Origin of the sequence: Mannheimia granulomatis (assembly GCF_011455695.1) — a bacterium.
GTDB lineage: Bacteria > Pseudomonadota > Gammaproteobacteria > Enterobacterales > Pasteurellaceae > Mannheimia > Mannheimia granulomatis_A.
Genome location: NZ_CP015030.1, coordinates 330,049 through 342,616, shown reverse-complemented (window position 1 = coordinate 342,616; position 12,568 = coordinate 330,049). Strand labels below are relative to the sequence as shown.

Annotated in this window: 10 protein-coding genes; 4 read left to right on the top strand and 6 right to left on the bottom strand. The window is 40.3% G+C overall.

Annotation, left to right across the window (positions count from 1 at the left end):
* Nucleotides 1–31: 31 nt before the first annotated feature.
* Entirely contained in the window at nucleotides 32–2,848 is a 2,817-nt protein-coding gene (gene ileS, locus A4G16_RS01645; RefSeq protein ID WP_165888422.1) for an isoleucine--tRNA ligase, read from the bottom strand.
* 47 nt (nucleotides 2,849–2,895) lie between these two features.
* On the bottom strand, nucleotides 2,896–3,852 hold the full coding sequence (gene ribF, locus A4G16_RS01640; RefSeq protein WP_165888421.1) for a bifunctional riboflavin kinase/FAD synthetase: 957 nt from the start codon (nucleotides 3,850–3,852) through the stop codon (nucleotides 2,896–2,898).
* Nucleotides 3,853–4,123: 271 nt separating this feature from the next.
* Between ribF and nadR the strand changes: the two genes are divergently transcribed.
* The 4 genes from nadR to A4G16_RS01620 all read left to right on the top strand — a co-directional run bounded on the left by nadR (nucleotide 4,124) and on the right by A4G16_RS01620 (nucleotide 7,497).
* Nucleotides 4,124–5,398 (top strand): multifunctional transcriptional regulator/nicotinamide-nucleotide adenylyltransferase/ribosylnicotinamide kinase NadR, encoded by a 1,275-nt coding sequence (nadR, locus tag A4G16_RS01635; protein WP_165888420.1) that lies wholly within the window; start codon nucleotides 4,124–4,126, stop codon nucleotides 5,396–5,398.
* Nucleotides 5,399–5,418: 20 nt separating this feature from the next.
* The gene (locus tag A4G16_RS01630) at nucleotides 5,419–6,123 is read left to right on the top strand and encodes a metallophosphoesterase family protein (protein WP_165888419.1); all 705 of its coding nucleotides are present in this window, start codon (nucleotides 5,419–5,421) and stop codon (nucleotides 6,121–6,123) included.
* A gap of 121 nt (nucleotides 6,124–6,244) precedes the next feature.
* Complete coding sequence (arcA, locus tag A4G16_RS01625; protein WP_165888418.1) at nucleotides 6,245–6,961, top strand: two-component system response regulator ArcA; 717 nt, start codon at nucleotides 6,245–6,247, stop codon at nucleotides 6,959–6,961.
* Between the two features lie 17 nt (nucleotides 6,962–6,978).
* Entirely contained in the window at nucleotides 6,979–7,497 is a 519-nt protein-coding gene (locus tag A4G16_RS01620; RefSeq protein ID WP_165888417.1) for a porin family protein, read from the top strand.
* An 88-nt stretch (nucleotides 7,498–7,585) separates the two neighbouring features.
* On the opposite strand, the gene serA is transcribed toward A4G16_RS01620, so the two are convergent.
* The 4 genes from serA to ilvA form a co-directional block, all read right to left on the bottom strand.
* Nucleotides 7,586–8,815 carry a phosphoglycerate dehydrogenase gene (gene serA / locus A4G16_RS01615; protein ID WP_165888416.1) on the bottom strand — a complete coding sequence of 410 codons (1,230 nt, stop codon included), beginning with the start codon at nucleotides 8,813–8,815 and terminating at the stop codon, nucleotides 7,586–7,588.
* 39 nt (nucleotides 8,816–8,854) lie between these two features.
* Nucleotides 8,855–9,514 carry a ribose-5-phosphate isomerase RpiA gene (gene rpiA / locus A4G16_RS01610; RefSeq protein ID WP_165889874.1) on the bottom strand — a complete coding sequence of 220 codons (660 nt, stop codon included), beginning with the start codon at nucleotides 9,512–9,514 and terminating at the stop codon, nucleotides 8,855–8,857.
* Nucleotides 9,515–9,581: 67 nt separating this feature from the next.
* Nucleotides 9,582–10,919 (bottom strand): phosphoglucosamine mutase, encoded by a 1,338-nt coding sequence (gene glmM / locus A4G16_RS01605; protein WP_207951348.1) that lies wholly within the window; start codon nucleotides 10,917–10,919, stop codon nucleotides 9,582–9,584.
* Nucleotides 10,920–10,943: 24 nt separating this feature from the next.
* On the bottom strand, nucleotides 10,944–12,473 hold the full coding sequence (ilvA, locus tag A4G16_RS01600) for a threonine ammonia-lyase, biosynthetic (RefSeq protein WP_165889873.1): 1,530 nt from the start codon (nucleotides 12,471–12,473) through the stop codon (nucleotides 10,944–10,946).
* Between the last annotated feature and the right edge of the window lie 95 nt (nucleotides 12,474–12,568).

The following is a 12,568-nucleotide window of genomic DNA, read 5'->3' as shown; positions in this document are numbered from 1 at the left end:
ATAAGGGCAGGTTAAAAACCCGCCCTTACGATTAGGCAAATAAACGTTTTTCGCCTTCTCCTGCAACATTTTCTACACAACGACCACAGATTTCTTCATGACCTGTGTGGGTACCAATATCAGTTGCATAATGCCAACAGCGAGGACATTTTTCGCCGTCTGCATGCTCTACTTTCACTGCTAATCCGGCTAATTCGCCCTCTGCCACCTCTGCCTCTGCAAGTGGCTTGATAATCGCCTGTGAAGTAATTAACACGAAACGTAACTCATCGCCAAGCTGCTCAAGTAACGGAAGTAGTGTATCGTTCGCATATACAGTTACTTTTGCTTCTAAGCCGGCACCGATGACTTTATCTTTACGTGCCTGCTCTAACACACGGTTTACTTCAGCGCGAACTTTTAAGATTTGTTGCCAATAAGCATCGTCTAATTTGTCAGATTCAGTTAAGCCGAATAAGCCCTCATAGAATTCTTCGGTAAACACAAATTCACTGCGCCCTTCCACCTGAGGTAAATAACCCCAAACTTCATCAGCGGTGAAAGATAAAATCGGTGCCATCCAACGTACTAAGGCTTCTGCAATATGCCATAATGCGGTTTGGCAGCTACGGCGGGCAAGGCTGTCCGCTTTAGTGGTATATTGACGGTCTTTGATGATGTCGAGGTAGAACGATCCCATTTCAATTGAGCAGAAACGCATTAAACGTTGCACTACGGTATGGAATTGGTAGTTATCGTACGCTTCTTTGATCTCGTTTTGGGCTTCTAACGCACAGCTTACCGCCCAACGGTCAAGTGCGATCATCTCGTCAGGCTGAACCAAATCACGCTTCGGATCAAAACCGTTTAAGTTTGCTAATAAGAAACGGGCGGTATTACGGATACGGCGGTAAGATTCACCGGCACTGTTTAAGATATTGTGCGAAACAGCAATTTCACCGGTGTAATCGGTAGAAGCTACCCATAAACGCAGAATATCTGCCCCGTTTTTATTCCATACTTCGCTTGGTAAAATCACGTTACCGAGCGATTTTGACATTTTTCTGCCTTTTTCATCCACAGTGAAACCGTGAGTTAATACTTGCTTATATGGTGCTTTACCGTTAGTTGCAGTTGACAGCATTAAAGATGACATAAACCAACCGCGATGTTGGTCTGAGCCCTCTAAATACATATCTGCCGATTTACCGTTAAATTCCGGGCGTTGTTCTACCACAGAAGCATAAGTTGAGCCTGAATCGAACCACACATCTAAGGTATCTGGCACTTTACGGTAATCTTTAGCTTCTTCACCTAATAACTCAGCAGGATCTAAATCCCACCATGCTTGAATGCCTGATTGCTCAACACGCTTAGCCACCTCTTCAATTAACTCTAATGTGCGTGGGTGCAACTCTTCTGTTTCGTTATGAACGAACATCGCCATTGGCACGCCCCAAGTACGTTGGCGTGAAATACACCAGTCCGGACGGTTGGCAACCATAGTATCAATACGAGCCTCACCCCAGCTTGGGATCCAACGAACCGATTTAATTTCGCCTAATGCTTGTTGGCGTAAGCCTTGGGTTTCCATACCGATAAACCATTGTGGGGTGGCACGGAAAATAATTGGCGTTTTGTGTCGCCAGCAGTGTGGGTAGCTGTGTTTAATGCGGGATAATTTCAGCAATGCACTGACTTCTTGTAGTTTTTCCACCACTTTCTCGTTTGATTCAAACACGCCCAAGCCTGCGAAGAATGGGGTGTCGGATTTGAATTTACCATCATTGGAAATTAAACCTGCCATCTCAATCTTATATTTACGTGCGACAACAAAGTCATCTGCACCGTGATCAGGAGCAGTATGAACTAAACCTGTACCGCCATCTGTCGTAACATGGTCGCCGAAAATAAATGGTACGCTAAAATCATAAAATGGATGATTAAAACGGATTAATTCTAAATTTTCGCCTTTGGTTGTGCCTAGAATTTCAAATGCTTCAACACCTGCCGCTTTTGCAACATCTTCCACTAAATCGACCGCTAGTACCACACGCTCATCGCCTAATTGCACTAATGCGTATTCAAGCTCTGGATTGATAGCAATAGCACGGTTAGAAGGAATAGTCCAAGGGGTAGTTGTCCAAATTACTGCTGATAATTTACCGTTGCCTTTACCCTGTGCGTTAAATTTTGCCTCAACTTCAGCACTATCGACCGCATTAAAACGCACATAGATAGAAGGGGAAACTTTATCTTCATATTCCACTTCCGCTTCCGCAAGCGAAGAACCACAATCCAAGCACCAATGCACCGGCTTAGAACCTTTGTATAAGTGACCGTTAGCAATCACCTTGCCTAAAGTGCGGATAATATGTGCTTCTGTGTTGAAGTTCATTGTAAGGTAAGGATTATCCCAATCCCCTAAAATTCCCATACGGATAAAATCAGCTTTCTGCCCTTCGACTTGTTCTTTGGCATAATCACGGCAAGCTTGACGGAATTCGGCTGCAGAAATTTTTTCATTCGGCTTGCCTACAATACCTTCTACTTTTAACTCAATCGGCAAACCATGGCAGTCCCAACCCGGCACATAAGGTGTATCATAACCAAGCGAAGTCTTAGACTTCATAATAATATCTTTTAAGATTTTATTGACTGCATGACCTAAGTGAAGATTACCATTAGCATATGGAGGACCATCGTGCAGAATAAAGGTTTTCTTGCCCTTAGAGCTTTCACGCACTTTTTGGTATAGGTTTTTATCATACCAATTTTTTAGCATATCAGGTTCGCGTTTAGCTAAATCGCCACGCATCGGAAAGCCTGTTTCAGGCAGGTTAAGGGTGTTTTTGTAATCAACTGTCATTGTTATCTACCAACTTTAATCAATATTTTTGTAAAAATTTCTAAAAATCAGACCGCTTGAAAATACTTTCTTACAGCCATTACATCTTGCTCAATCTGTACTTTTAACGCTTCAAAACTCTCAAACTTTGTTTCATTACGGATTTTTTGCAGAAAGATAACCTCAATCGCTTCTCCATAAATGGAGTCATTAAAATCAAAAATATGCACTTCCAATAACGGCTTTGTACCGTTAATGGTTGGGCGGTTGCCGACATTGGCAATGCCGTTATAACTTCCGTTCTTTGTGTTTACTTTCACCGCAAACACGCCTTGAATCGGTGTGACCAAACGATTGAGCATAATATTGGCTGTTGGGAAGCCAATTGTTCTACCAAGCTTGTTGCCGTGGGCAACACGCCCGTGAATTGAGTAAGGCTTACCCAATAATGTTTCAGCTAAGGTTAAATCGTTATTTTGTAAGGCTTCCCGCACAAGCGAGCTACTAATACGATCTTCATTTAAACTATGCGTGTGACTTTCTTCCACCGCAAAACGGTATTTCAGCCCGGCATTGCGTAAGGTTTCAAAACTGCCGGCACGTTTAGCTCCAAAGCGGAAATCATCGCCCACACTTAAATAGCGGACTTTGAGCTTTTTCGCCAATAAATCACTAATAAAATCGTCTGCAGAAATTTGGGCAAATTTTTCACTAAATCGAACGCATAAGACGAAATCTACGCCAGCCTCTTCTAAATATTTTAACTTATCACGCAAACGCATTAAGCGTGCAGGTGGGTTACAAGCGGTCAAGTTTCCACTTTTTTTTGCAAAAAACTCTCTAGGTTGCGGCTCAAACAGCATCACAACTGAGGGTAAATTCAGCTCTAATGCCTTATCACACAAACGACTTAAAATATTTTGATGTCCGACATGCACGCCATCGAAATTTCCAATTGAGAGAACACAGCCCTTATTCAAAGCGCCGTATTTTGCTAAATTGTGAAAACCTCGAATAAGTTGCATAAAAAAGAGACCGTTTTATAAGTGAAAATTGCTGTGATTATAGCGATAAATCGATAAAAAAGGAAAAATTTCCGTACATTTTTTACCTATAGCGAAAGAAAAACATAGGTTCTGCCTATTAACTAACCAAGTTGTTACACGAGGAATGTAATAGGTTAAAAAAATGAAAAATATCGCATAAAAATTACTTCTATGCGATATAAAATATATTCAAATACTACGTTTTGCTATATGATTGCGAATAAAAATAAGGAAATATAAGGAAATAATTATGACGGACTTCGCTTATCTTCAACAAAAACGCAAACAGCTCAAACTGAAAGTAAATGAAATTTGCGAGCAAGCAGGCTTAACCCGCGCTTATTTTAACCAGTTAGTCAGCGGTAAAATAAAAAACCCCAGTGCTAGCAAGCTCAAAGCTTTACATAGAGTCTTAAACATTGCGGAAGATAACAATGAAAGAGCCGGGGTTATTTTCGGGAAATTCTACCCAATTCATACAGGTCATATTAATATGATTTATGAAGCATTTAGTAAAGTAGATGTGCTTCATGTAGTTGTCTGTACCGATTCTGAGCGTGACTTACGCTTGTTCGAACAAAGTAAAATGAAGCGGATGCCGACTAACGAAGATCGTTTACGTTGGGTACAGCAAATATTTAAATATCAACAAAAACAAATCTTTATTCATCATTTAGTAGAAGACGGTATTCCAAGCTATCCAAACGGTTGGGAAGGTTGGTCGGCTAGGGTGAAAGAGCTATTTTCCGAACACAATATTAACCCAAGCATTGTTTTTAGCAGCGAAGTTCAAGACAAAGAACCTTACGAAAAATATTTGGGCTTAGAAGTTGAATTAGTGGATCCTGCCCGTGAATCTTTCAACGTTTCTGCGACTCAAATTCGGAATAATCCATTCCAATATTGGCGTTTTATTCCCAAAGAGGTTCGCCCGTTCTTTGTGAAAACGATCGCAATTTTAGGAGGTGAAAGTAGCGGTAAATCAGTGCTTGTCAGTAAGTTGGCAAATGTATTTAATACAACTTCTGCGTGGGAATATGGGCGTGAATTTGTGTTTGAACAGCTAGGGGGCAATGAACAAGCAATGCAATATTCGGACTATCCGCAGATGGTATTAGGTCATCAGCGTTATGTCGATTATGCTATGAAACACGCCCACAAAGTCGCTATTATTGATACCGACTACATTACAACCCAAGCATTTTGTATTCAATATGAGGGAAAAGCGCATCCATTCTTGGATTCAATGATTAGAGAGTATCCGTTTGATGTCACTATCTTACTTTCAAACAACACAAAATGGGTGGCAGATGGTCTACGTAGTTTAGGCTCGAAAAAACAGCGTCAGCAATTTCAGCAATTATTGAAAAAATTATTGGAAAAATACCGAATTCCTTATATTGAAATTGAGTCTCCAAGCTATTTGGATAGATACAATCAAACTAAAGAAGTAGTTGAAGCGATTTTAAACGAAGAACCTATTCCACTACAATTTAAACAATATAATTTAGACGAAACACAATAAAGCTCACGGAAAAAAATAACATGATACTTTTTGCAGGCGATCCACACGGTAGCTATGACCATCTTTACCCCATTCTCAAAGCACAGACTGAGGAAGTGGCATTAGTCATCCTAGGTGATCTCCAATTAACTACTCCAGATGAACTGGATAAACTCTCGCAATATTGTGATATTTGGTTTATTCACGGTAACCATGATAGCAAAACGGTTGCCTCTTTCGATGCTATTTGGAATAGTGCCTGGAAAGAGCGAAATATCCACGGTAAGGTAGTTGATATTCAAGGGGTAAAAATTGCCGGTGTTGGCGGTGTTTTTCGAGGTCATATCTGGATGCCGCCAAACCGACCGATGTTTTTTGATCCTATTCACTTCTGCCAATATTCTCCACAAGAGAAAATTTGGCGGGGAGGCGTTCCGTTAAGGCATCGCTCTTCAATTTTTCCGTCGGATTTTGAAGCTCTCGAGGCTCAAAAAGCCGACATTTTAATTACGCACGAAGCCCCTAAACCACACCCACAAGGTTTTTCGGTAATTAACCAATTAGCTAAAAAATTAGGGGTAACTAAAATATTCCATGGGCATCATCACGATAATTTCAATTACAGCCATTTAAAACACCATCAGGAATGCCAAATTTATAATATCGGTTTTCGTAGCCTTGCTGATATCGATGGTAATTATTTAATTTTGGGTGTGGATGACAGAGAGAAATCGCTAAAAATTTGATTGAATTAAATAAATTAGCATTTTTATACTTTTTCATTAATCCATTTATCAGTAGAATGAAATCAACTTGTAACATAAACGTTATGAAAAGAATTGATAAATTAAATCCGAGGTTTAAAAAATGAAAACCCCACAAGTCTTAATTGTTGAAGATGAATTGGTAACAAGAAATATGCTTAAAAGCATTTTCGAAGGTGAAGGGTATCAAGTATTTGAAGCATCTGATGGTGCCGAGATGCATACGGTGCTCAACAACCAAGAAATTAATCTGGTGATAATGGATATTAATCTACCGGGTAAAAACGGCTTAATTTTAGCTCGAGAAATCCGAGAGAATATGAAACTTCCTCTTATGTTTTTAACCGGTAGAGATAATGAGATTGATAAAATTCTAGGATTAGAAATCGGTGCTGATGACTATATTACTAAACCTTTCAACCCTCGTGAGCTAACCATTCGTGCTAGAAATTTGTTACAACGCACAATGGCGAATACAGAAAAAGCATTTAAAGTACAAGCGGAAATTGATAGTTATCATTTCAACGGCTGGACATTAGATATTAACAGCCATAGCTTAATCAGCCCCGAAGGTGAAGTAAATAAATTACCTCGTAGTGAGTTTAGAGCCTTGCTGCACTTCTGCGAAAATCCGGGCAAAATCCAAACACGAGAAGATTTATTGAAAAAAATGGCTGGGCGAGAGCTAAAACCACACGACAGAACGGTTGATGTTACTATTCGTCGTATTCGTAAACACTTTGAAGATCATCCAAGTACCCCAGAAATTATTGTTACAATTCATGGCGAAGGTTATCGCTTCTGTGGCAATATTGAATAATCATATAGGAGTCATTTATGAAAAAACTAACTATAGTTGCATTAGCTTGCCTATTTTCTACTCATGCCTTCGCAGCACCTGTAGGTCAAACTTTTACCGGCGTTGGCGTAGGAGTAGATGTTACCACGACTAAATACGATGTTAACGGCGTTAAAAGTAAACAATCAACAGGCCCAACTCTTGTGGTTGATTACGGTATTGATCAAGGTAATAATTTTATCGGTATCGTACAAGGTAAAGCAAAATTAGGCAGCACTAAAGTGTTTAATGATGTAAAACAAAAGCATAAATATACGATTGCCTATCAACAAGGTTATCGTGTAGGCTCAGACTTACTTCCTTACGTGAAAGTGGATGCAAGCTCAAGCAAAGTAGGGAATGATACTTTCCGTGGTTTCGGTATTGGTGCTGGTGCAAAATACGCGATATCAAGCGATGTGGAGATCGGTGCGGAATACACACGTGAAAATTTAAAACGTGGTGGAACAAAACTAAAAGGAAATTTATTCTCAGCGAATGCGACTTATCGCTTCTAAACCTTAGTCAGCGGTAAAATTTTTTAAAAAAATGACCGCTTGTAACTCGTAATAAAAAGAGCCTGTCTTCAGGCTCTTTTTATATCAATTAATATAACACTCTAGCACGAATTGTTCCTTCAATCGCTTTCAAACGTTGTAATGCGTTATCTACATCATCACACTCAACATCAATCACCACATAACCAATGGTTGGATCTGTTTGTAAATATTGTGCTGCAATGTTCACATTCGATTCCACAAACACTTGGTTAATTTGATTTAAGATACCTGGGCGATTCTCGTGAATGTGTAATAAACGTTTAGTTTGGTTATGAATCGGCAAAGAGACTTCAGGAAAGTTTACTGCCGATAAGGTTGAACCATTATCCGAATATTTCACAAATTTATTTGCAACTTCTGTACCAATATTTGCTTGTGCCTCAGACGTTGAACCGCCAATATGTGGCGTTAAAATCACATTATCAAATTTACACAATGGTGAAATAAATGGATCGTTAATGGATGCCGGCTCTTCTGGAAATACATCAATTGCAGCACCACGCAAAGAACCCTCTTCAAGACGAGCCGCTAAAGCATCTAAATCCACTACGGTACCACGTGCCGCGTTAATTAACACTGAGCCATTCTTAAGCTGGGCAATACGCTCCGCACTCATTAAGTTTTTAGTCGATTCAATTTCCGGCACATGCAATGAAATCATATCGCAAGTAGAAAGCAAATGCTCTAATGTTGGGACTTGCTGCGCATTGCCAAGCGGTAATTTATTTTCTACATCATAGAAATAGACTTTCATCCCAATGGCTTCAGCAAGAATACTTAACTGCGAGCCGATATGTCCATAGCCCACAATACCTAATTTCTTACCACGCACTTCATTTGAGCCGGCAGCCGATTTATTCCACACACCACGATGTACCTCAGCATTGGCAGTTGGCACTTGACGCATAAGTAAAATCATTTCAGCTAATACTAATTCTGCCACAGAACGAGTATTTGAGAATGGGGCATTAAATACCGGAATACCGCGTCTTTTCGCTGCATCTAAATCAACCTGGTTGGTACCGATACAAAAACAGCCTATTGCAATTAACTTTTGAGCATGAGCAAGCACTTCTTCAGTCAAAAATGTACGTGATCGGATCCCGATAAAATGAGCATCTTTAATCGCATCAAGCAACTCTTGACCGTCTAATGCCTTCTTGTGTACTTCAATATTGGTATAGCCTGCAGCTAAAAGCACATCTATTGCATTTTGATGTACTCCTTCAAGCAGGAGGAATTTAATCTTTGATTTATCCAAAGAAATTTTGGTCATGCTTTGCTCCTAGTTATATTTTGTGTTTGCGATATAAAATTATTCTAAAATAACAGCGCCTTCAGGCGTGCCGACAATAGTTACATTGGCAAAACGTTGTGCAAAAATGCCATTAGTTACCACACCAGCAATATTATTAATTGTATGTTCCATCTTTAACGGCTCTAAGATTTGGAAATTATGCACATCTAAAATCACATTACCATTGTCTGTTACCACACCTTCACGGTATTCCGGCGAACCCCCTAATGCAACTAACTGACGGGCAACATAAGAACGTGCCATCGGAATTACTTCAATCGGCAACGGGAAAGTTGAACCTAACACATCTACTTGCTTTGAACTATCTACGATACAGATAAATTTTTTCGCCAGAGAACTGACAATTTTCTCGCGGGTTAATGCTGCCCCACCACCTTTAATCATCGCACCTTGAGGCGTAATCTCATCTGCACCATCAATATAAACATCTAGCTCACTGACTTCATTAGCACTAAATACTTCAATTCCGATTTCACGCAGACGATCTTCCGACGCCTTTGATGCAGCAACCGCCCCCTTGATATCATCTTTCATAGAAGCCAAAGCATCAATAAAACAATTTACTGTTGAGCCACTGCCCACCCCGACAATTGTATCTGGCTTAACAAATTTTAATGCAGCTTGAGCCGCAATTTTTTTCATCTCTTGTTGGTTCATCATTTATTCCTTTTAAGCAACAAGCGGTCATATTTTGCAAATTTTTTACAAAATATGACCGCTTGGATTAATTACGTTTTACCGCTTCAACAATCTCTTCCGCACAGCTTTGAGCCAGTTGCCCATCTTCACATTCAACCATAACACGAATTAATGGTTCGGTGCCGGACTTACGCAACAGGATACGCCCTTTTCCGACTAAGCGTTTTTCTACTTCTGCCGCTACCGCTTTTACTTCATCGCTTTCAAGCGGATTAGCAGCGCCTTTCTCAAAACGGACATTAAGCAATACCTGTGGGAATAACGGCACGGCTTTAGCTAAATCATTGAGACTTAATTTATGGCTTGCCATTGCGGCCAATACTTGTAGTGAAGCAATAATGCCATCACCTGTGGTGTTTTTATCTAACACAATAATATGGCCCGAATTTTCACCGCCCAATTTCCAGCCTTTCTCTTTTAGCTGTTCTAATACATAGCGGTCCCCGACATTCGCACGAGAAAACGGAATTGCTAACTCTTTTAACGCCAATTCCAAACTCATATTACTCATTAACGTACCAACTACCCCACCTTGTAATTTACCTGAACGCAGAGCTTCACGAGCCAAAATAAACAGGATTTGGTCACCATCCACCTTGTTACCGAGATGATCGACCATAATCAAACGGTCGCCATCACCATCGTAGGCCAAACCAACATCTGCACCTGATTCAATAACTACTTTTTGCAATGCTTTAATATCAGTCGCACCACATTTTTCGTTGATATTTAAACCATCCGGCTTAGTGCCGATTTCAAGCACCTCTGCGCCTAATTCACGCATTACATTTGGTGCGATATGGTAAGTTGCACCATTGGCACTATCTACCACAATTTTATAACCCTCAAGGCTTAATTCTGAAGGGAAAGTCCCTTTACAAAATTCAATATAACGCCCTGCTGCATCATTAATACGACTTGCTCGACCTAAGTTGGCGGAATCTACACAATCCATTGGAGCATCTAACATCGCTTCGATGGCTTCTTCAATTTCGTCCGGCAACTTTTCGCCCACAGAGGAGAAAAATTTAATGCCATTATCATAATAAGGGTTATGAGAAGCCGAAATCACAATTCCCGCTTCTGCACGGAATGTACGGGTTAAATAAGCAATAGCCGGGGTTGGCATCGGACCAACAAATACAGCCGATAAACCGGCCGCGGTTAAACCTGCTTCAAGAGCAGACTCCAACATATAACCGGAAATACGGGTATCTTTACCAATCAGCACTTTTTTAGTGCCTTGAGTGGCAAGTACCTTACCAGCTGCCCAACCTAATTTTAATGCAAATTCAGGCGTAATCGGGAATTTACCCACTTCACCACGCACACCGTCTGTGCCGAAATATTTACGAGCCATTATGATTCCTAGTTTTATAACAAAAGTTTATTTTAAAAAATATTGATAAGCCGGGCTTTCACTGACGTTTTGGAAACGATAACCAAGCTGTTCTAAATGTTTGTTTAATTCTACTTCATCGCCATGATTTAATGCAAATGCTGCCAAAATATCCCCATAATCGGAGCCGTGTGCACGATAATGGAACAAAGAAATATCCCAATCGGTTAGGGTTTGTAAGAATTTCAGCAACGCCCCTTTCTGTTCAGGGAATTCAAAACTATAAAGCTGTTCGTTTTCGATCGAAGTTGTACGTCCGCCCACCATATAGCGAATATGGGTTTTAGCGATATCATCATCGGATAAATCCGCCACATCATAACCATGCTGTTGAAGATCTTTAATGATATCCAATTTTTCTGCCGAGCCGCTAATACGCACACCGACAAAAACACACGCCTTGTTATCATCTGAATGGCGGTAATTAAATTCAGTTACCGCACGATCACCTAAAATTTGACAGAATTTCAAGAAGCTGCCTTTTTGCTCCGGAATAGTGACCGCCAAAATCGCCTCACGCTTTTCACCAATTTCACAACGTTCGGAAACAAAACGTAAGGTATGGAAATTTAAGTTCGCCCCGGAAAGAATACAGGCTAAGTTTTTACCTTCTAATTGATGTAATTTCACATACTTTTTCAAACCGGCAAGGGAAGCTGCTCCTGATGGTTCAGAAATCGCACGTACATTCTCAAAAATCAGTTTCATTGAGGCACAAATTTCATCATTATCCACCAATACTACATCATCCACATATTGCTGACATAAACGGAAAGTTTCCTCACCAATACGTTTTACCGCAATACCGTCGGCAAATAGCCCCACTCGCTCTAAGTCAGTCGGCTGGCCTTGCTTTAAAGCATGATAAAGGCAAGCAGAATCTTTAGACTCCACACCAATCACTTTAATATTGGGCAAAACTTGCTTAATCAGCACCGCCACACCGGCAATTAAGCCACCGCCACCAACAGGAATAAAGACATAGTCTAAATCGGATTTTTGCTGAACCAGCTCCAAACCGATTGTGCCTTGCCCGGCAATGACGGCAGGACTATCAAACGGATGAATAAAAGTCATCCCCAATTCACCGGAAAGTGAAATAGCTTTAGCTTTCGCCTCATCAAAATTGGCACCATATAGCAGCACTTCCCCCCCAAAACCACGCACGGCATCTACTTTAATTGCAGGTGTGTTCTGTGGCATCACAATTAATGCTTTTAAACCTAAATGCTGTGCCGAAAGTGCAACGCCTTGTGCATGGTTACCGGCTGAAGCAGCAATAACACCAGCTTCTTTTTGCGCTTTGGTTAAATTAGAAATCATCGCAAAAGCGCCACGTAATTTAAAACTATGCACCGGTTGGCGATCTTCACGCTTAATAAAAATCTGATTACTTAAACGTTCAGATAATTTTTCCATTTTTTGCAAAGGGGTAACTTGTGCTAAATCATAAATATTGGCACTTAAAATCGCACGCAGATAGTCAATAGAAGATTGATTTTGTTTGGTTTCACTCATATTTTGAAAGGTTGTTGTCATATTTAGATTTTTATAAAGATATTGGTAAATTTTTAGCAAAATTTAACCGCTTACCACTATCCTCATAGGCTGAA

Bases quoted from the DNA above. Each gene is read 5' to 3' on its own strand.
- nadR (WP_165888420.1), top strand. From the start codon at position 4,124: ATGACGGACTTCGCTTATCTTCAACAAAAACGCAAACAGCTCAAACTG.
- arcA (WP_165888418.1), top strand. From the start codon at position 6,245: ATGAAAACCCCACAAGTCTTAATTGTTGAAGATGAATTGGTAACAAGA.
- ribF (WP_165888421.1), bottom strand. From the start codon at position 3,852: ATGCAACTTATTCGAGGTTTTCACAATTTAGCAAAATACGGCGCTTTG.
- rpiA (WP_165889874.1), bottom strand. From the start codon at position 9,514: ATGAACCAACAAGAGATGAAAAAAATTGCGGCTCAAGCTGCATTAAAA.
- ileS (WP_165888422.1), bottom strand. From the start codon at position 2,848: ATGACAGTTGATTACAAAAACACCCTTAACCTGCCTGAAACAGGCTTT.
- serA (WP_165888416.1), bottom strand. From the start codon at position 8,815: ATGACCAAAATTTCTTTGGATAAATCAAAGATTAAATTCCTCCTGCTT.
- ilvA (WP_165889873.1), bottom strand. From the start codon at position 12,473: ATGAGTGAAACCAAACAAAATCAATCTTCTATTGACTATCTGCGTGCG.
- A4G16_RS01630 (WP_165888419.1), top strand. From the start codon at position 5,419: ATGATACTTTTTGCAGGCGATCCACACGGTAGCTATGACCATCTTTAC.
- A4G16_RS01620 (WP_165888417.1), top strand. From the start codon at position 6,979: ATGAAAAAACTAACTATAGTTGCATTAGCTTGCCTATTTTCTACTCAT.